Source organism: Kitasatospora sp. NPDC098652 (genome assembly GCF_044760155.1).
Lineage (GTDB): Bacteria > Actinomycetota > Actinomycetes > Streptomycetales > Streptomycetaceae > Kitasatospora.
Window position 1 is genome coordinate 112,832 of sequence record NZ_JBIWAQ010000018.1, and the last position, 16,943, is coordinate 129,774.

Annotated in this window: 24 protein-coding genes; 13 read left to right on the forward strand and 11 right to left on the reverse strand. The window is 71.3% G+C overall.

Translation table 11 applies throughout. From position 1 onward, the window contains the following. The first annotated feature begins 167 nt into the window (after positions 1-167). Positions 168-773, forward strand: coding sequence for a TetR/AcrR family transcriptional regulator (locus ACIQWA_RS30775; RefSeq protein ID WP_402487963.1), 606 nt, complete (start codon positions 168-170; stop codon positions 771-773). Between the two features lie 677 nt (positions 774-1,450). Here ACIQWA_RS30775 and ACIQWA_RS30780 read toward each other — a convergent pair. The 3 genes from ACIQWA_RS30780 to ACIQWA_RS30790 form a co-directional block, all read right to left on the reverse strand. Continuing rightward, the gene (locus tag ACIQWA_RS30780) at positions 1,451-2,203 is read right to left on the reverse strand and encodes an SDR family NAD(P)-dependent oxidoreductase (RefSeq protein WP_402487961.1); all 753 of its coding nucleotides are present in this window, start codon (positions 2,201-2,203) and stop codon (positions 1,451-1,453) included. 80 nt (positions 2,204-2,283) lie between these two features. Further along, a complete protein-coding gene (locus ACIQWA_RS30785; RefSeq protein WP_402487960.1) occupies positions 2,284-2,715 on the reverse strand; it encodes an Rrf2 family transcriptional regulator in 432 nt (143 codons plus the stop codon). A 512-nt stretch (positions 2,716-3,227) separates the two neighbouring features. Beyond that, on the reverse strand, positions 3,228-3,749 hold the full coding sequence (locus ACIQWA_RS30790) for a peptidylprolyl isomerase (protein WP_402488012.1): 522 nt from the start codon (positions 3,747-3,749) through the stop codon (positions 3,228-3,230). A gap of 105 nt (positions 3,750-3,854) precedes the next feature. Here ACIQWA_RS30790 and ACIQWA_RS30795 point away from each other — a divergent pair, with 105 nt between their 5' ends. Both ACIQWA_RS30795 and ACIQWA_RS30800 read left to right on the forward strand, forming a co-directional pair. Continuing rightward, positions 3,855-4,085 (forward strand): hypothetical protein, encoded by a 231-nt coding sequence (locus tag ACIQWA_RS30795; protein WP_402488010.1) that lies wholly within the window; start codon positions 3,855-3,857, stop codon positions 4,083-4,085. Positions 4,086-4,088: 3 nt separating this feature from the next. Continuing rightward, entirely contained in the window at positions 4,089-4,364 is a 276-nt protein-coding gene (locus tag ACIQWA_RS30800) for a hypothetical protein (protein WP_402487958.1), read from the forward strand. Positions 4,365-4,519: 155 nt separating this feature from the next. On the opposite strand, the gene ACIQWA_RS30805 is transcribed toward ACIQWA_RS30800, so the two are convergent. Next, positions 4,520-5,908 (reverse strand): ALF repeat-containing protein, encoded by a 1,389-nt coding sequence (locus tag ACIQWA_RS30805; protein WP_402487956.1) that lies wholly within the window; start codon positions 5,906-5,908, stop codon positions 4,520-4,522. A 176-nt stretch (positions 5,909-6,084) separates the two neighbouring features. On the opposite strand from ACIQWA_RS30805, the gene ACIQWA_RS30810 reads away from it, so the two are divergent. Further along, a complete protein-coding gene (locus ACIQWA_RS30810) occupies positions 6,085-7,020 on the forward strand; it encodes an NAD-dependent epimerase/dehydratase family protein (protein ID WP_402487954.1) in 936 nt (311 codons plus the stop codon). 76 nt (positions 7,021-7,096) lie between these two features. Here the strand turns inward: ACIQWA_RS30810 and ACIQWA_RS30815 are convergent, their stop codons facing one another. Next, on the reverse strand, positions 7,097-7,426 hold the full coding sequence (locus tag ACIQWA_RS30815) for a DUF1330 domain-containing protein (RefSeq protein WP_402487952.1): 330 nt from the start codon (positions 7,424-7,426) through the stop codon (positions 7,097-7,099). Positions 7,427-7,714: 288 nt separating this feature from the next. Here ACIQWA_RS30815 and ACIQWA_RS30820 point away from each other — a divergent pair, with 288 nt between their 5' ends. Together ACIQWA_RS30820 and ACIQWA_RS30825 are read left to right on the forward strand one after the other, a co-directional pair. Continuing rightward, a complete protein-coding gene (locus ACIQWA_RS30820; RefSeq protein WP_402487950.1) occupies positions 7,715-8,665 on the forward strand; it encodes a hypothetical protein in 951 nt (316 codons plus the stop codon). A gap of 156 nt (positions 8,666-8,821) precedes the next feature. Further along, a complete protein-coding gene (locus ACIQWA_RS30825; protein WP_402487948.1) occupies positions 8,822-9,898 on the forward strand; it encodes a response regulator transcription factor in 1,077 nt (358 codons plus the stop codon). 313 nt (positions 9,899-10,211) lie between these two features. Here the strand turns inward: ACIQWA_RS30825 and ACIQWA_RS30830 are convergent, their stop codons facing one another. The 3 genes from ACIQWA_RS30830 to ACIQWA_RS30840 are packed head-to-tail and all read right to left on the reverse strand — an operon-like array spanning position 10,212 to position 11,826. Further along, the gene (locus tag ACIQWA_RS30830; RefSeq protein ID WP_402487947.1) at positions 10,212-10,748 is read right to left on the reverse strand and encodes a hypothetical protein; all 537 of its coding nucleotides are present in this window, start codon (positions 10,746-10,748) and stop codon (positions 10,212-10,214) included. Further along, positions 10,745-11,524 carry a DNA/RNA non-specific endonuclease gene (locus tag ACIQWA_RS30835; RefSeq protein WP_402487945.1) on the reverse strand — a complete coding sequence of 260 codons (780 nt, stop codon included), beginning with the start codon at positions 11,522-11,524 and terminating at the stop codon, positions 10,745-10,747. The genes ACIQWA_RS30830 and ACIQWA_RS30835 overlap by 4 nt, the downstream gene beginning before the upstream one ends. Then, positions 11,521-11,826, reverse strand: coding sequence for a hypothetical protein (locus ACIQWA_RS30840; protein ID WP_402487943.1), 306 nt, complete (start codon positions 11,824-11,826; stop codon positions 11,521-11,523). The genes ACIQWA_RS30835 and ACIQWA_RS30840 overlap by 4 nt, the downstream gene beginning before the upstream one ends. Between ACIQWA_RS30840 and ACIQWA_RS30845 the strand changes: the two genes are divergently transcribed. From ACIQWA_RS30845 to ACIQWA_RS30855, 3 genes are all read left to right on the forward strand, one after another. Next, the gene (locus ACIQWA_RS30845; protein WP_402488008.1) at positions 11,758-12,645 is read left to right on the forward strand and encodes a hypothetical protein; all 888 of its coding nucleotides are present in this window, start codon (positions 11,758-11,760) and stop codon (positions 12,643-12,645) included. The two genes, ACIQWA_RS30840 and ACIQWA_RS30845, sit on opposite strands and share 69 nt — an antisense overlap. A gap of 78 nt (positions 12,646-12,723) precedes the next feature. Next, positions 12,724-13,236, forward strand: coding sequence for a hypothetical protein (locus tag ACIQWA_RS30850; RefSeq protein ID WP_402487941.1), 513 nt, complete (start codon positions 12,724-12,726; stop codon positions 13,234-13,236). Between the two features lie 13 nt (positions 13,237-13,249). Next, entirely contained in the window at positions 13,250-13,861 is a 612-nt protein-coding gene (locus tag ACIQWA_RS30855) for a hypothetical protein (RefSeq protein ID WP_402487940.1), read from the forward strand. 218 nt (positions 13,862-14,079) lie between these two features. On the opposite strand, the gene ACIQWA_RS30860 is transcribed toward ACIQWA_RS30855, so the two are convergent. From ACIQWA_RS30860 to ACIQWA_RS30870, 3 genes are all read right to left on the reverse strand, one after another. Beyond that, entirely contained in the window at positions 14,080-14,547 is a 468-nt protein-coding gene (locus ACIQWA_RS30860; protein ID WP_402487938.1) for an NUDIX domain-containing protein, read from the reverse strand. Positions 14,548-14,621: 74 nt separating this feature from the next. Beyond that, positions 14,622-14,846 carry a hypothetical protein gene (locus ACIQWA_RS30865; RefSeq protein ID WP_402487936.1) on the reverse strand — a complete coding sequence of 75 codons (225 nt, stop codon included), beginning with the start codon at positions 14,844-14,846 and terminating at the stop codon, positions 14,622-14,624. Positions 14,847-14,857: 11 nt separating this feature from the next. After that, a complete protein-coding gene (locus tag ACIQWA_RS30870) occupies positions 14,858-15,058 on the reverse strand; it encodes a hypothetical protein (RefSeq protein ID WP_402487934.1) in 201 nt (66 codons plus the stop codon). A 117-nt stretch (positions 15,059-15,175) separates the two neighbouring features. Here ACIQWA_RS30870 and ACIQWA_RS30875 point away from each other — a divergent pair, with 117 nt between their 5' ends. The 4 genes from ACIQWA_RS30875 to ACIQWA_RS30890 all read left to right on the forward strand — a co-directional run bounded on the left by ACIQWA_RS30875 (position 15,176) and on the right by ACIQWA_RS30890 (position 16,919). Beyond that, the gene (locus tag ACIQWA_RS30875; RefSeq protein ID WP_402487933.1) at positions 15,176-16,015 is read left to right on the forward strand and encodes a helix-turn-helix transcriptional regulator; all 840 of its coding nucleotides are present in this window, start codon (positions 15,176-15,178) and stop codon (positions 16,013-16,015) included. Further along, positions 16,012-16,224, forward strand: a complete 213-nt coding sequence (locus tag ACIQWA_RS30880; protein ID WP_402487931.1) for a DUF397 domain-containing protein — start codon at positions 16,012-16,014, stop codon at positions 16,222-16,224. The genes ACIQWA_RS30875 and ACIQWA_RS30880 overlap by 4 nt, the downstream gene beginning before the upstream one ends. Before the next feature lie 110 nt (positions 16,225-16,334). Then, the gene (locus ACIQWA_RS30885) at positions 16,335-16,670 is read left to right on the forward strand and encodes a hypothetical protein (protein WP_402487930.1); all 336 of its coding nucleotides are present in this window, start codon (positions 16,335-16,337) and stop codon (positions 16,668-16,670) included. A gap of 45 nt (positions 16,671-16,715) precedes the next feature. Further along, a complete protein-coding gene (locus tag ACIQWA_RS30890; protein WP_402487929.1) occupies positions 16,716-16,919 on the forward strand; it encodes a DUF397 domain-containing protein in 204 nt (67 codons plus the stop codon). Positions 16,920-16,943: the final 24 nt, after the last annotated feature.

Genomic DNA, 16,943 nt, shown 5'->3' on the forward strand with positions numbered 1-16,943 from the left:
GGATTCCCTCTCATCTTCTGCGGGGCCGATCAGGTTGAACGGCTCATGCCGCTTCGCGGGGGCCGGTGCTGCGTCGGCGAGTCACGTGGCCTTCAAAGTGGGTTGTGCAACTCAGTCTGACCCGGCCCAGACTGGGCTGTCAAACTCAGAATCGCTACCATGGGTGCATGGCGAACAAGACGAACAATCGGCCGCGGCTCACCGCGAAGGGCGAGCGCGTCCGGGGCCGAATCGTGGAGGGGGCTGCGGCCTTGATCCACGAGCGCGGGGTCGCGGGTACCACCCTGGAAGACGTCAAGGGGGCAGCGGAGGTCAGCGGCTCGCAGCTCTACCACTACTTTCCCGACAAGAACGAGCTCCTGCAGGCGGTCATCGACTACCAGGCCGACACTCTCGTCGCTCACAATCGGCAGGCGCTCGGCAGCGAAGACGGAATCGCAGCCTGGCGGGACATGCTGATCGCCGGGGTGAAGCACGGCCAGGCCAAGGGAGGCTGCCCACTCGGCTCGCTCGGCGGCCAACTCGCCGAGAGCGACCCCGAGTCCCGAGCCCTCATCGCCGCCGGATTCGAGCAGTGGTCAGCTGCCATCAGCGAAGGACTCACGTCGCTCCACGCCGACGGGAAGCTCGCACCCGGCATCGACCCGGACGCCCTGGCCACCACCATGCTCGCCACCCTGCAAGGCGGACTGCTGCTCGCCCAGGTTCAACGGAGCACGCGCCCCTTGGAAGTCGCGGTCGATACTCTCCTCGCCCTGGCCATCCGGACTTGAGACCCTGATGGGGATCCTTGCCTGAGGACCTGGTCGCGGACGGGTGCATCATCAAGGCGCCCTCGGGCGGACAGTGCGCGGGGAAGTCTCCTGTGGACCGGGGCGAGCAGGACACCGAGCAATCCCAGCTGACTGGCGGTCACGGGATACCCGTGGTCACGGTGCCCGTCGGCGTGAACGTTCGCGACCACACGCCCGGTCTCGGGTGGTGTCCTCGTGCCGCGCCTGCTGACGCGTGGCCGTGTACGGGCTGGTAGTCGTAGCCGGCGTCCGGCTCAGCCTCGGACTCTGCGGGGACGCCGGTCCAGACCGACGGCCGCTGGGTGGTCGAGCGCACGAACTCGTGGATGAACAACTTCGGCAAGCTTCGCCGCAACACCGAGCGGCGACGCTCCTGCACCGGGTTCTTCCTTGCTCTGGCCACGGTGATGAGGCTCGTTGAGAATCCCCACCCCATGCTCGGGGTGCGGGACAGACCTGCTCACTCGATCTCCCCACCCTCGGAGCGTTGGCCTGGGATGGAGCGTCAGGGCTCCGGAGCCGCCGCGTCGGTCAGCAGCACTTCGGGTCGGACCGCGCTGTCCAAGGGACCTGTCCACGGTCCTCCGGCCTGCAGGGGCTGCCGCTCGGGCGGCCGCCGGGGCGTCGTCACAGGGCCGCGAGTCGCCGAGGCTGCGTCAGAGTTGGGTTGCGCCGCCGTCGACGAGGAGTTCGGAACCGGTGGTGAACGAGCTCTGGTCGGCCGCGAGGTAGAGCGCGGTGGCGGCGACCTCCTCGGGTCGGCCGACGCGACCGAGGGGGGTCGGTGCGGCATGCCCGGCCACCGCGGACCGCCCACCTTGCGGCATGGCGGCCCGCAGCTCGTCGGCCCCGGGGGTCTCGACGGGGCCGGGAGTCAGGGCGTTGACCCGGATCCCGCGATCGGCCAGCTCGGCAGCCCAGGTACGAGCCAGGCTCCGGATCGCGGCCTTTGTGGCGGCGTAGACGCCGAGGCCCGGAGCCGCTCGTAGCGCGGCGCTGGAGGAGAGCAGGATCACCGAGGCTCCGGCCGACAGCAGCGGCAGGGCCTTTTGGACGGTGAAGACGGTGCCCTTGAAGTTGATGGAGGTGGTGCGCTCGTAGTCCTCTTCGGTGATCTCACCCAGTGGGCCGTAGTCCCCGACGCCGGCGTTGGCCAGGACGATGTCCAGCCGGCCGCTGCGCTCGGTGATCTCGGCGAACAGCCGGTCGAGGTCGTCCAGATTCGACGCGTCGCCCTGGATGCCGATGCCGCGCGGGCCGACCAGTGCGACGGCAGCGTCCAGTTCGGCCTTGCGGCGGCCGGTGAGGTAGACCGTCGCCCCCTCTGCGGCGAACCGGCGGGCGGTGGCGAGGCCGATGCCGGTCGAGGCACCGGTCACCAGGGCGGTCTTGTGCTCCAGCAGTCCCATGTCGTTCTCCAGTCCTAGAGGTAACCATCTTTGTTACATTTATGGGCGGAGAAACATCCCCGCACAGGGGAGCGGTCGGATCAGGTTGCCGTGAGTACGTCCCGCAGGACGTCTTCCAGTGTCGTTCTCGCCAGTTCCTTACGGAGGGCCGCTTCGATCTCGTCGTAGACAGCGGTCATCGCCGGCCCGATGCCGTGACCCACGACGCACTCCGGGTCGGGGGTCGAGCGATGCAGGGCGAAGATCGGCCCCACCTCGACCGCCTCGTAGACATCGAGAAGGGTGATGTCCGCCAGGTCTCGCGAGAGCATCCAGCCGGCCCCCGCGCCTCGCCGCGAGTCGACCAGTCCGGCCTTGCGCAGTTCGGCCAGCAAGCGGCGGATCACCACCGGATTGGTGTTGACGCTCGTGGCGATCTGCTCGGAGGTGGCAACCTCATGGCCACGGCGCTGATAAAGCCCGATCCAGGTCAGGGCGTGTGCCGCGATCGTCAGTCTGCTGTTGGCGCTCACGCCGCACCTCCCTCTGCCTTGAAGCAACAGTAATAGTTACAACAGGACCCGGCAAGTCCCTCCGGGACGTCCCGTTCGGACCGCGCCCGGAACCGTCCCCGGGGCGTGGTGAAGCGCAGTCGTCAGGCAGCACTGCTCATGAACGGAGCCGGTCGCGACCTGGCCGACGGCGGCAGGAGAGGGGGACGTGGTTTCGTTGAACGTGGGGGCAGTGGCAGTCCTGGCGATTGCCGAGAAGCGCGAACGAGGATCTTCCAGGCCGGCCCGGAGACCCCGAGGGGCCGGGTGCTCGTGGCCCTGGCTCAGAGGCAGGGTGGGCGGCCCCAGGCTGTGGCGGGTGCCGCCGGCAGGCGGGGCCCGGCGGGCGCTCGGCGGGCGCTCGGCGGGCGCTCGGCGGGCGGCTGCTGGGCGCCGCCCGCCGTCAACTCCCCTGCCGCCGACCGTACTTCGCCGGGCGGCGGCAGGGGTGCTCGGCGGGCGGCTTCGCGGGTGGGCCTGCGGCCCCGCCGGGGTCAGGCGTGGGTGATCTCGACCGAGTCGATCACCACGGCCTGCGCCGGGCGATCGCCGTCGGTGGGGGCGGCGGCGATCGCGTCCACCACGGCCTTGGAGGCGGCGTCGGCGACCTGGCCGAAGATGGTGTGCTTGCGGTTGAGGTGGGTGGGGGTGCCCACCGTGATGAAGAACTGCGAACCGTTCGTCCCCGGGCCGGAGTTGGCCATCGCCAGCAGGTACGGGCGGGTGAAGAACAGCTCCGGGTGGAACTCGTCCGGGAAGGCGTAGCCGGGCCCGCCGGTGCCGGTGCCGGTCGGGTCGCCGCCCTGGATCATGAAGCCCTTGATCACCCGGTGGAAGGTCGTGCCGTCGTAGTACGGGCCGCTGCCCGGCTCCCCGGTGCGCGGGTCGGTGTACTCCCGGGTGCCCTCGGCGAGTTCGACGAAGTTGCGGACCGTCTTCGGCGCGTGGAACGGGAACAGTTCCAGCCGGATCGGGCCCGCCGTGGTGTGCAGGGTGGCGAACCGGGCGTTGGCCACGGGTGTCTCCATTCTTCGTCGGTCCTGTTCGGTGTTCGGGTGGGCATCCTGGCACATGGGAGGATTCGTGGCCGAACCGGTAGGGGAAGTGGAGGTGGCGCCGTGGTGGTCGGAGCGGTGCTGGTCGGGGTGCTGGTGCTGGTGCTCGCCGGGTGCGGGTGCATAGTGTGGGCCGCGCGCGGCGGGCCGGGCTGGGTGCGCGCGGTGGCGGCGGTGACGCTCGGCGCGGGCGACCTGCTGCGCGGCGCGGAGCAGCGCCGTCGGCGGCGGCAGCAGCGGGAGCGGTGGCTCCTGGGCCGGAACAGCAGCGGCGAGAGCGGCGGGGACGGGAGCTGAGGCGTGACGGACGGACAGCAACTGCGACGGACCTTCGAGGTGGGGCTGGCCGAGGCCCTGGCCGGGCGCGGGGTGGCGACCTGCCTGGGTCTGGACGACCCGACCGAGGAGGCGCTGTGGGCGGTGTACGACGCCGCGACCGGCCACCGCACCGGCCCGGAAACGGTCGAGGAGCTGGTGGCGGCCGCCCGCCGGACCTTCGAGGGGCAGCTGGACGGCAGCAACGCGGCGCGCTGGCGCGAGCAGCTCGCGAAGAAGTTCGCCGAACACGGGTACTGAGCCGGAGGCGCCGAGCCCGGGGCGCTGAGCCGGGGGCACTGAGTGGGGGCCGGACGCGGCGTGTCCCCGGCCGCCGTGGTGGGCACGGCGGCCGGGGACACGAGCGGGCGTCGGCCCTGCGCGTGTCAGCCCTCGGCCTGTCAGCTCTCGGTGCGTCAGCTCTCGGCGGAGCGGCGGCGCGAGAGCGCGACCAGCGCCGCGCCCGCGGCGAGGGCCGCGGCGGCGCCGCCCGCCTCCCAGCCCAGGCCCTCGGTGCCGGTGGCGGCGAGCGCGCCGGTGGCGGCGGCGGCGCCGGTACCCGTGGTGCCGGTACCCGTGGTGCCGGTGCCCGTGGTGCCGGTCCCGGTCAGGGCGGCCGGCTGGACGGTCTGCGGCTGCTGGGCGCCCTGGTCCTGCTGCCCGGCGGGCTTGTCGCCCGGCTTCTCGGCCGGCTTGTCGGCGGGCTTGTCCGCCGGCTTGCCGGCGGCGGCCTCGTCCGCGGCGCGGGCCGTGGCCCAGCCCTCGGCGAGGAACTTGGCGATGTCGGCGTCGCTGCCCTCCATCGCCGTGCCGGCCGCCGCGCGCACGGCCGGGCCGCCGGTCTCCATCAGCTGCGAGACCTTGACGCGGTTGTCGGAGGCGCGCAGCTTGGGCAGGTCGCGCAGGAACTGGGCGACGTCGGCCGGGGTGCCGGCGAGCGCCTTCTTGGCGGCGTCGAGGGTGTGCGGGCCGGTGTTCTGGTCGGACAGCGCGACGAAGAGCGCGACGCGGTCGTCCGAGGCCTGGGCGGCGGGGTAGCCCTCCGCGAGCCACTTCGCGACCTCCGCGTCGCTGCCGTCCATCGCCTTGTTGGCGCCCTCGCGCACCTCGCGGCCGCCGGAGGCGAGCAGCTGGGAGACCTTGACCCGGTTGTCGTCGGCGCGCTGCCTGGGCAGCTCGGCCTCCAGGAAGTGCCTCAGCTGGGCGGCGCCGCCCTTGAGGGCCTTCTCCCCCTTCTCGCGCACGCCGCGGCCGGTGTTCGGGTCGGCCAGGATCTTCTGGATCTCGGCGCGGTCCGCGTCCTCGGCCTGGGCGGCCGGCAGGCCCTCCGAGAGGAACCTCAGCAGGTCCGCCTCGCTGCCCTCCAGCACCTTGCCGCCGGCCTCGCGTACGGCCGGGCCGCCGCGGTTCATGTACTGGGAGACCTTCACCCGCAGGTCGTCCAGGCGGTTCTTGGGGAAGTCGATCTCCAGGAAGTGCCGCAGCTGGGCGGCGTTGCCCTTGAGGGCCTGCTGGGCGGCCTCGCGCACGCCGGGGCCGGTGTTCTTGTCGTCCAGGATCTTCTGGATCTCGGCACGGTCGCGCTGCTCCTGCCCCTCGGGGGCCTCGGGGCGGCTGCTGTTGCCCGGGCCGCCGTTGACGCCGTCGTCGCCGGGGGTGACGTCCGGCGTGGAGCCGGAGGCGGTGTCGGGACCGGAGAGCCCGGTCGGCCGGGGGGCGTCGGCGGCGGAGGCCGAGGAGGGGAAGAGGACGGCGGGCGCCAGGACCGCGGCGGCGACGACGGTGGACACCCGGGGCAGCTTCATGCGGGCAGACCTGTATTTCCTGTGAAGAGATCTTGAACGCCCGACAGCATAGGCCCCTTTTTGCTATTGCCATACCAGGTATTTGCCGCCCCCCTTCCCGCACCGGACCGAACCGTCACGGCGGACGTCACGGCGGACGTCACGGCCTGTCAGCGGCACGCTCTAGGGTGGGCGCTGTGAGCTTTCATCTCGTCGTCGGACACGGGCCCGCCGGGGCCGCCACCACCCGCCTGCTGGCCGAACAGGGCCACGAGGTCCGGGTCGTCACCCGTACCGGGCGCCCCGCCGCCCCCGCCGACGGCGTCGAGCACCTCGCCCTGGACGCGAGCGACCCGGCCCGGCTGGCCGAGGCCGCGCGCGGGGCCGTCGCGATCCACGGCTGCGCCGCGCCGCCGCTGCCGCAGTGGGCCGGGCGGTGGCCCGCGCTCGCCTCCGCGCTGTGCGCGGCCGCCGAGGACAGCGGGGCCGTGCTGGTGATGCTCGGCAACCTGTACGGCTACGGCCCGGTGGACCGTCCGATGACCGAGGACCTCCCGCTCGCCGCCACCGGCCCCAAGGGCCGGGTGCGCGCCGCGGCCTGGGAGCAGGCCTGGGCCCTGCACGAGGCCGGGCGGATCCGCGCGGTCGAGGTGCGGGCCTGCGACTTCTTCGGACCCGGCGTCACCGACGGCGGCCACCTCGCCTCCCGGGCCGTGCCCGCCCTGCTCAAGGGCCGTCCGGTCACCGTCCTGGGCGACCCGGACGCCCCGCACAGCTGGACCTACCTGCCGGACGTGGCCCGTGCCATGGTCGAGGTCGCCGCCGAGGAGAGCGCCTGGGGCCGCCCCTGGCACGTCCCCACCGCCCCCGCCCTGCCGGTGCGCACCATGGTCGAGCGCCTGGCCGCCGAGGCCGGCACCGGCCCCGTCCCGGTGCGCCGCCTCTCCCCCGTCCTGCTCGGCGCGGCCGGCCTGTTCTCCCCGCTGCTGCGCGAACTGCGCGAGACCCGCTACCAGTTCGACCGCCCCTTCGTGGTGGACTCCTCCGCGTACGAGGCCGCCTTCACCGTCCGCGCGACCCCGCTGGACGAGCAGGTCGCGGCGACCGTCGCCTGGTGGCGCGAGCGGTCGTAGGCGGGCCCGGGGGGCTCGGTGCCCGTTGAGTCAGTGCCCCCTTGAGTCAGTGGCCCTTGAGTCAGTGGCCCTTGAGTCAGTGCCCCTTGAGGCTGTCCGCGCCCCGGTAGCCGGCCGGCACGCCCTCGGCGATGATCACGTCGGCGACCATGTGGCGGGTGCGCAGCGGCAGGATCTCCCGGTAGGCGGGCGAGTCGTACCAGGCGCGGGCGCTCCCGTAGTCGGGGAACTCGATCAGGATCAGCCCGAGCTGGCCCCAACTGCCCTCCAGCGTCTCGAACGTGCCGCCGTGGACGACGAAGCGCCCGCCGAAGTCGTCGAGGGTGGTGTCGATCCGCTCCAGGTACTCCTCGATGTCGGGGCACATCTCGGCGGCGTGGACCTGGGCGAGGGCGTAGGCGCTCATGTGCTGCTCCCGTGGCGGTGTCGGAGGGGGGTTCGTCGTGCTGACGTCTCCGACGGTAGGGCTCGGCAGGGGCCCGCCGAATCCGTCACGCATCAGTAGGGATGACGTAGCCGGGCGAGGTCGGGGCGGGGGTGCGCGCGGGGGTGCACGGGGGTGCGCGGGGGGTCCGAGAAAGCTCGGATACCGGTGGGTGACGGGTTCCTGACAGCCTGGGTGCCGGTCGGCCGGCCGTACCGCCTCTGCCCCCGTACCGCTTCTGCCCCCGTACCCCCTCGATCTGGAGATCCCTTGCGCTCGCTCATCCGACGCATCGTCCTCTCGGCCGCGCTCGCCCTGGGCGGCCTGGCGCTGGCCCCCGGTGCCGCCTCGGCCGACACCCCGGCGACGGTCCTGTTCAACCAGGCCTCCGAACGCTGTCCCGACGGCGCGGTGTGGGACACCCAGGACATGCACCCCTGCGCGCCCTCGAACAACCCCGGCAAGTGGGTGTTCACCCCGGTCCCGGGCTGGACCGGCGTCTACACGATCAACAACGAGGCCGACAGGCGCTCCTGCCTGACCGCCTCCGACAGCCGCCCCAGCGGCTACCAGTGCTACGCGAACCAGACCAGCCAGATGTGGCGGATCACCCCCTACACGGCGCCCGGCCAGAGCGCGAAGTACGACATGGTGGGGGTGCGGATCCAGAACGTGTCCAGCTCGCTGTGCCTGGACAACACCAAGAAGAACTTCGGCGGCTGGAAGCTCTACATGTTCGGCTGCAACGACGGCGCCTACCAGCAGTGGAACATCTACCGCAGCAGCTACGAGGCCCTGTTCGGCCCGGTCGGCGCCCACAAGGGCATGACCTGGGCAACCCTGGAGCAGCGCGCCGACAACGTGGTGCATGTCGGCTACGACACGGCCAGCGACCCGTACCAGGGCGACACCCCGGCCGGCAGCCGGCTGCCGGTGCTGTGCCTGCGCAAGGACGACCGCCCCGCCCCGGCGGGCGTGCCCACCAGCGGCTTCCACAGCTGGGCCGGCGGCGAGGTGAAGGCCACCGCGCCGGTGCCCGGCACCCAGCTGAGCAGCCGGGCCACCGCCGACCAGCTGTGCGCGGCCTCGTTCGGGGCGGACTTCCGGATGGCGGAGTTCCACGACGCGTCGGGCTGGGGGCTGTGGGCCAACGGCACCCTGCCGACCCAGACCAGGTTCTGGACCGCGATCGACGACCAACCGGCCAACCCGTGGAGCTGACCGCCTCGGCGGCGCGTCACGGGTGATCGGGGGCGGGGGCGGGTGCCGAGCAGTGTGGCACCCGCCCCCGAATTTTTCGGTCACCCTCGGCCTGCTCCCGGCCATTCGTTCGTACGTCCACCGGCAACGGGGGCCCGTTTCCCTAGCCTTCGGTCTGTGGCCAAACGACGCGACATCGAGCGGGAAGTGCTGGGCACCATCGGCGAACTGGCGGCCTCCCGGCTGCCCACGGCCGAGCTGTTCGGGGAGTTGCACGCCCTGCTCCGGGGCCCGCTCGGTTTCGACGGCGGGTGCTGGCACGGCACCGACCCGGTCACCGGGTTCCCCACCTCCACCGTCGCTTCCGGCCTCGACCCCGCCGGCTTCGAACAGGCCGTCCGCCTGGAGCTCCAGGGCGAGGACGCCACCACCTTCGAGGCCATCCGCGCCGCCGGGCAGCGGGTGCAGAGCGTCGGCCGCGCCACCGACGGCCACCTCGAACGCAGCGTCCGCTACCGGGAGTTGCTCCAGCCCTGCGGCTACGGCGACGAACTGCGGATCAACTTCGACCTCGGCGGCGGCCGCTGGGGCAGCGCCGCGTTCATGCGCGAGAACGGCCGCGACCCCTACGACCTGCCCGAGTTGCGCCTGGCCGCCCGCATCGCCACCCCGGTGGGCGCCGCCCTGCGCGCCGCCCACCGCGCCTCGCTGTGGCCCACCCGCACCGCCCCGCCCGCCCTCGCCCCGGCCGTCGCCGTCCTGGACGCCCACGGGCGGCTGCGCTCCGCCGACGTGGCGGCCCGCGACCTCATCTCCCGGATGGCCGAACCCGGCGGCCTCGTCCTGGGCGTGCCCAGCGGCTTCCTCACCGTGGCCCGCCAGGCCGCCCGCACCGGCCGCCCGGCCGAGGTCCGGGTGTGCACCCCGGACGGCCAGTGGCTCGCCCTGCACGCAACCGCCCTCGACGGCCCCTCCGACGGCGTCGCCGTCATCGCCACCCCGGTCTCCCCCGTCCAGCACCTGCCGCTGGCCGTCCTCGCCCACGGCCTGTCCCCGCGCGAACAGCAGGTCGCCCTCCACGCGGTGCGCGGCACCAGCACCAAGGACATCGCCGCCCTCCTGCACCTGACCGTCCCCACCGTCCAACAGCACGTGGGCGCCATCCTCGACAAGACCGGCACCCGCACCCGCCGCGAACTCGTCACCCTCCTGATGGCCGGCCACCTCCCCACCCTCGGCCTGCCCCCGGCGTGACGGGGAACGCGAAGCGGCCGGACCCGTGTTCAGGGCCCGGCCGCAACTCCCGCTTACCCTGCCCAGCTCTCAGAACGAGCGCCAGACGTCGGGACCCACCGCCCAGTCGATCAGCTCATCGGCCGAGGTGTCCCAGCAGAATTAGTCGGAGGGCGTGTTGTTCGCCCAGGCGAGCAGGCCCCCTTCGCCGGAAACGGCTCGTAGGGGCGAGCTTCCACCCCATCGCAGCCGTAGCACTTCTCCAACATCTCCGACGCCGACATAGCCAAGGGCGGCAGGATCCCCGCTCCGGGTCCTGCCGCCCTCTTCGGCACTAGAAAGCGAGGAAGGAAACCTTCCGTTCGCCCGACGGCAATGACGCCGGCAGCCCGGGCACCGGGAACCGGCCGGAGTACAGGCCTTCGAGGAAGGACACAGCGCTCTCCGGGTAGGACCACCATCCGCCACTACGGCCCCGTACGACGACCGTCCATTCATCGGGATTCCGAGCAGCCGTGTGCCAGAGGATCTCGTCCCCGTTCGGCGTCCCCGCCCAGGCCAGCAGCGCAGCTCTTTCCACGCCTGCCTCCACAGAGATGTACTCCGCAGGAATGTCCCCCTCGGCGATGTCGTCCTCGAAGACCTCCCGGTCGGACTGGACACCGGAGACGAACTTCGACTCCGAGCCCGGGGCCGGGGTCGACACCAGGAGGAAGTCGTCGACCGAGAAGCTGGGGCAATGTGCGGAGAGTTCGCGGTAGTCGGCGGGCAGGCCGGTACCGATCCCCTCTTGAATCGCCGTCCAGTCGATGGCGCGGCCACCCGGAGCGGCCCCCAGGCCGGGAAGCTGGAGCATGAGCCGATCGATCATTTGTGGCACGTTCGCTGCCTCGTATCCGTGTTCTCGATGCGCTTGTCAAACAGTTCGGAGCCGTCAGCCAGGTTGGCCTTCATGCGTATCGCCACCGGGATGCCTTCCTTCCCGGAGTACTCCAACTGCCCCGAGTACTGGACCGCCCTATTGGCCGCGAGCTGTTCAGCCATGCGATTTTCGCACGCCTTCATGCCACCGGTGTTCATCAGGTTATGCCCGGTGAAGAGGTTCTCCTCGCGCCATTCCCCATGGAAGCGGTCGCCCAAGATGTGCGTCCTGTTCCACATCCATTTGCCCGGCTTCAGCTCTTCGTTGAACCCTGGCAGCGGGAAGTCCTTGACGTCGACACTGCCGCCGTCGTCACGCCCGGCGTTGGCCGGCTTCAGGTCGGACGGACAGATGAGCGCGGTCACACCGGTAGGTCGCCCGCCGACCATGGGTTGGTAGTGGAACCGCTGACTCCGATCCTTGGAGCACTCCGTGTCCTGGTCTACCGGCCCGCTGCCGGAACCCGGCTGGGCACCGGGGGCAGTGTGGGTGCTGGTGTCCTGGTCAGGGGTGACGTTCTGGTGCGTGGTCAGCATGTTGAGCAGGTCGGCGGCGTTGTAGATCGCGGAGATGATCTTGAGGAGGTCGCCGGGGTTCGGCGGCTCCCAGTCGAGCCTGGGGAGGGGGCGCTCGACCGAGGGCTTGGTCTTGTCCCACAAGCCCCTGCGGTCGTCGTCCTTCTTGGGCTCGGCGTGGCGCGGTCCTCGCTCGGTCTTGCAGGTCACGCAGCGACCGTTGCCGCCCCCTCGACCACCACCACGACCGCCGCCACCACCACCGCCGGGCCAGGGGTCGGAGTCGGGGTCGGCGGTGCCGTCGACGGGGCGCGGGCGGGCAGCAGGCCGGGCGAGGCGACATCGAAAGGCATCGCCACCCCCGTCTCCCTGTCCAGCACCTGCCGCTGGCCGTCCTCGCCCACGGCCTGTCCCCGCGCGAACAGCAGGTCGCCCTCCACGCGGTGCGCGGCACCAGCACCAAGGACATCGCCGCCCTCCTGCACCTGACCGTCCCCACCGTCCAACAGCACGTGGGCGCCATCCTCGACAAGACCGGCACCCGCTTCACCACCGGGCTGACGCCCGGCGCACTGCGATTAGATCCGGTAGCATCCGCCCAGCTCGAACACATGATCATGCGAACGGGGTGGGACGGATGCCACAGGAAGACGGCAACGGCAGGACGACGAAGCGGCGCCGGCAGGCCCTCGCCGTCGCGGCGGGGGCCTGCGTCCTCGGCGCGGCCGGCCTCGGCGGGGCCCTGCTGCTCACCGGCTCGCACGGCACCACCGCCCCGGCGGCGCAGGACGCGGCGGCCACGTCGAGCCCCTCCCCCGCGGCCTCGCCGTCCGCCACGCCGTCGGCCTCCCCCTCGGCCCCGGTCGAGGCGCCGACGACTCCCCCGGTGCCGGTGGAGACCGGAACGCCCACGGTCGTCCCCGCAGCCGACCAGGCCGAGGACGGGGCCGAGGACGGGGCCGAGGCCACGCCCGAGCCCGCCGCCACCAAGCCGGCCCCGGCCCGACCCCATACCACCCAGGCCCCGGCCGCCCACACCCCGGCCGCCCCGGCTCCGCCGAAGAAGCAGCCCGCAGCCGAGCAGCCGCCCGCCCCCGAGCACACCGTCCCGCCCAGGCCGGTGCCCGAGGCCCCGGCCCCGGTGCGCACCGACACCCCCTGCCCGCCCGGACAGGGCATCACCTACGCCGGCTGCCGCCCGTTCGGCCCGGTCATCACCCTGGGCCCCACCACCCCGCACGGCTGACCACCCCGGGGCCGGGCATCAGGGCCGACGGGGGATCACGGCGAGAGCAAGCGCCACACGTCGGGGCCCATCGACCGGTCCATGAACTCGTCGGCGTCGGGGACCTCACTTGTCCAGGACGGCGGCGAGGAGCGCAGGACGTGGTGGTAGGGCGGTGACGACGGTGACCACCCAGCTCCCGAGTGTCGCCGACCCGAGCCACTGGGTCATCGACCGCAAGGCTCCGGCGGCGACCCTCCCCCAGGTCAAGGTGCCCGCGCACGCCGCACCGACCCGGCAGTCGCCGGAGCGGCCGGCCGACGTCTTCGGGGAGGTCCGCGATGTGGCCTACCACGGGCAGCTCTGTGGCACCGACGTGATCGACGCGAACAGCGGTCCCGGCCCCATGACCCTGACGCTGACCCAGACCCGTTCGACGGCGACCCAGTGGACGGCGAGCGCGTCGATCGACGTGTGGAAGATCTCTGCCGGCGTCGGCTTCAACGTGACCGACACCATCACGAACACCGAGTCCGGCTCCTACACGGTTCCGGCCGGGAAGTTCGGCAACCTGCAGGCGTACCAGCTCTTCGACTACTACACCTACAGCATCTACGACACCCAGGTCGGCGCCTACATCGGCGACGGGGAAGTGAAGAAGCCAGTAGGGTTCTGCTACAACAGCTCGACGAACTAGGAGAGTTGAGTACATGCGGCGATCCAGTCGGTTCCTGGGGGCGGCGAGCCTCGTCGCTACAGCCGTCCTCGCGGCTGCGTGTACCGACAACGGGACAGCGCCGGCGCCTCAGCAGGAAAGCGGTCCCTGGTTCCTGGAGGCGACGGCCGCCGCACGGGCGGATGCCGTCGTCCAGCGCAGTATCGACGCTCCGCCCGCCAAGGGCACCGCCAAGATCCTCGGCATCGCCGATGTCTCGGGCACCAGCGTCGTCCTCGCCGTCAGGAACGGCACCTGCCAGGTGGCAGTCCTGCCGGACGGGCTGACCGATCCGACCGCCACCGCTCCCGATTCCGTCGGAGCGCCGCGTCCCACTGCCAGTTCCTTCGCGGACACACACGTGGATTTCCCCGGGAATGTTCTTGCCGGAACATACACCCAGGCCTCCGCTCAGCTGAGCCCCTTCAAATTCACGGCCCTCGGCTGTGGCGAGAAGGCTATGGCGGTCAGGCTGGAAGGTGTCGGAAAATCCGCTGAGGCACAGAAGAAGGCCGGTGACTCGCTCCGTTTGTGGAAGAACGGGGCAGATCTGGTTCTGGCTGTCGGAACCCCTGAGGCAGTTCATCAGGCCCCGACGTCTGGATGATCGTCGCGCGAAGACGGAGGGTGCGCTCCCACGGGAGCGCACCCTCCGTCTTCGCACCTGCGGGCCCGTCAGTGATCCACAGCAGCGCCTGCCCGCCCGCCCCTCGTCCCCGACGACGGGACGGCCGGTCGGCAGCCAGGCGGACGGGGCGACATCGAAAGGCCAGGTCATGCGGTGAACCGTAGGGGCGGACGCTGACAGGGGCCGGCCGGTGACGGTCAGTCGGGGCGCTGGCCGTGGAGGAGGAGCGGGAGGGCGCGGCCGGTGAGGGCTTCGGCGGTGCGGGCGGCCTGGGAGGGGGCCATGTGGTTGGGGAGTTCGTGGACGGGGACGAAGCGGGCGCCGAGCAGGCGGCTGCGCTTCTGCGGCGGGACGGTGACGGGGTGTTCGTCGCGCAGGGTGCCGCCGTCGAAGACGACGTTGAAGCGCTCCAGGTAGCGGTCGGAGGGGGTGTAGTCGAGGGCGACGGCGTGGGTCAGGCGCAGGATGATGCCGGTCTGGGCCTGCAGGTGGCGGGCGGCGGCGCGGTGCGGGGGCTCGTTCGCCTTGCCGGCGCCGCCGGGCAGGATCATGCCGTCCAGGTAGTCCGGGTCGACGAGCAGGACGTCGCCGCGCTGGTTGCGGACGAGAACGAGGCAGCCGAGCCGGCAGATGGGGGGCTTGGCGAGCAGGCGGGGGTCGTGCACGGGGAGTTCACTTCCTGAGAGCGCAGAACAACAGGAGGGCGAAGCAGGCCCACCACAGCAGGCGGGCGAGGAGTTCAGTCGTCATACGTGAGGCGCTCGTAGCGCAGGCCCTTGCGGAGCAGGTCGACAATCCGCAGCAGGTCGAGGGGGCGGGCGGTGAGGTGCAGCAGGTACTCGCAGGTGGAGCGGCCGGTGTCCCAGTCCACCTCCAGGGTCGGGAGGTTGACCCGGCCGAGGGCGAGGACGGTGGTGAGGTCGTCCAGGACGGCGGCGGCCTGCCGGCGCTGCTCGGCGGTCACGCGGGAGAGGGTCACTGCTCCCCCGGCCGCTTGTGCACCTCGAACAGGCGCCAGGCCGAGAAGGCCTCGGTGAAGGAGGAGAAGCCGCTGCGCTCACCGTTGGGCTTGCACAGCCACGCCCCGGTGCACTCGTTGCGCACCCGGTAGCACCGGGCCTCGGTGTCCCACCGGACACCGTAGCCGTGAAGGCGGGGGGATTGGTCATGAGTCATGGGAGTCAAACTCTCTGCGATCGGAGTTTCACGTTCTGTGCACATGGTGGCCCAGCTTCACCTAGCATCGGAAGCGGAATTGGACTTGTCTTCCAGGACATCCAAGTTGGAGCACCCATGGTGAACATCAGGGAGATTGACCCAGAGTCAAGCCGCTGGGCTCCCTTCGGAGTTCTACTCCGCAGGTCACGGCGCGCGGCCAACCTCACCCAGAAGCAGCTCGCGAAGCGCATCGGCTGCCACCCCAGTACTGTCTCCGTCGCTGAAACTGCCACGAAGCAGGTGTCGAGACAGTTCGCCGAGAAGGCGGACGAAGTCCTCGGGACCCACGGCTCGCTGACGCTGATGTGGATCCAGGCCGCCAACAGCGCAGGCCTCGCCGAGGGGTTCGCCGAGTTCACCAAGCACGAGGCCCAGGCCACGGAGATAAGGCTGTTCGAGATCGGCGCCATTCCTGGCCTGTTCCAGACCCGGGCCTATGCCGAGGCCGAGCTGGCAGGCGCGGTCGATCTGGGTGAGGTCACCGCCGAGCAGGCCGAGGAACGTCTCAACTTCCGGATGACCAGGCAGAAGCTCCTGGAACGCACGCCTCCACCCCTGGTCTTCGTCGCCCTCGACGAGAGTGCTCTTCGATGGCGGCTCGGCGGTCCCTCTGTCATGGCCGAACAGCTCCAGCACCTCGAAGACCTGGCCAGCGGAATGCCGAACATCCTGGTGCAGGTTGTCCCCTTCACTATGGGCGTCCACCGATCGTTCCGCTCGGCCGTCACACTGCTGACAATCGGGGAAAGCACCCACTTCGGATACACCGAGACGCTGCACCGAGGTTTCCTCGAACGCGATCGGACCACTGTCGTGACGTGGCGCAGGAGATACGATCGTCTCCAAGTAGACGCGCCGCCCAGGGCCGAGTCCCTGAGCGTGATCAGAAGCATCCGGAAGGAACTGGCACCATGAGCTCCCGCCTCGACCTCTCCTCTGCACGCTGGGTCAAGTCCTCCCACAGCACCGACGGCGGCCAGTGCATCGAGGTCGCTCCCGGTTTTCCGAACGTGATGCCCGTGCGCGACTCCAAGGACCCCCACGGCCCGGCCCTCGTCTTCCCCGCCGCCGCCTGGCAGTCCTTCGTCACCGCCGTCCGCACCGGCGAGTTCGACGCCCGCTGACCCCAGCGCTTTTAGCCCCGCCGCCCCGGCCCCCGGGGCGGCGGGGCCGTCTCCACTCCTCCGCCAGGTTCAACTCCCCCGGCCACCGCGACTCCAGGGGTGATCCACGAGTGATCCGGCCGAACCTCCTCCAGCCGAACCTCAAGACCGGCCACGACCGGGAAGTTCTCGCCGTCTACCCGTACCGATCGGCCTGCCCGCGATCGGTCTGGGCGCAGCTGATCGCCGAGGCCCGGTCCGAGGTCTTCCTCGCCGGGTACACCAACTACTTCGCCTGGCTGGAGCAGCCCGAGTTGCTGCAGACCCTCCGCCGCAAGGTCGAGAGCGGGTGCCGGATCCGCTTCCTGCTCGGCGATCCGGATTCCGACACGACCCGCGAGCGTGAGCAGATCGAGGGACTCTGGTCCCGGGGCCGCGACATCCGCACCGCCCCGCTGGACGCATAGGAAGTCGGACCCGCCGACTTCCCACTCCTCCAGGAGGGAACCGCCATGAACCCCAACTCCCCCATCACCTGGCGCAAGAGCTCGTACAGCTCCGACGGCGGCCAGTGCGTCGAGGTCGCTCCCGGTTTTCCGAACGTGATGCCCGTCCGCGACTCCAAGGACCCCCACGGCCCCACCCTCGTGTTCTCCGCCGCCGCCTGGCAGTCCTTTGTCACCGCCGTCCGCACCGGCGAACTCCCCACTCCCTGAAACCGGGAGGACCCGACATGACCG